The organism is Vibrio sp. 1562 (genome assembly GCF_033340155.1).
In the GTDB taxonomy this organism is placed as follows: Bacteria; Pseudomonadota; Gammaproteobacteria; order Enterobacterales; family Vibrionaceae; genus Vibrio; species Vibrio alginolyticus.
Genome location: NZ_JAWOVY010000718.1, coordinates 1 through 533, shown reverse-complemented (window position 1 = coordinate 533; position 533 = coordinate 1). Strand labels below are relative to the sequence as shown.

General features: G+C 55.2%; 1 protein-coding gene. It reads left to right on the top strand.

Translation table 11 applies throughout. The features are described from left to right. Window positions 1–533 (top strand): cadherin-like domain-containing protein (locus R7Z49_RS27275; RefSeq protein WP_318112795.1); only part of this gene is annotated, 533 nt, incomplete at both ends.

Genomic DNA, 533 nt, shown 5'->3' with positions numbered 1-533 from the left:
TGGAACGGCTCAGAAGCGCTGACGTTTACGGCTACCGATCCAAGCGGCGAGAGCGTTAGCCAAACGGTGAACTTCACGGTAGCGCCTGTGGCGGACATCGTGGCAGACAACGCGACGGTTGTGGAAGACACGCCGACCATAATTAACGTCCTAGGTAACGACACGTTCGAAGGCGACGATAAAGTGGTGTCGCTGGATACCAACAACGGTCCAGCTAACGGTACGGTCTCGGTCAACCCGGATGGCAGCGTGACCTACACGCCGAATGACAACTACCACGGTGCAGACAGCTTTACCTACATCGTTACGTCAGGTGGGGTATCAGAGTCCACCACGGTGAACGTCGATGTGATGCCAGTGAACGATGCGCCAGTGGCGACCAATGACAATGCCGTTACTGACGAAGACACGCCAGTGACGATTGATGTCCTGCCAAACGACACCGATATTGATGGTGATACGCTGTCTATCCAATCGGCGTCAGTGCCGAGTGAGCAAGGGACAGTCGAGATTGTTGACGGCAAGTTGGTGTT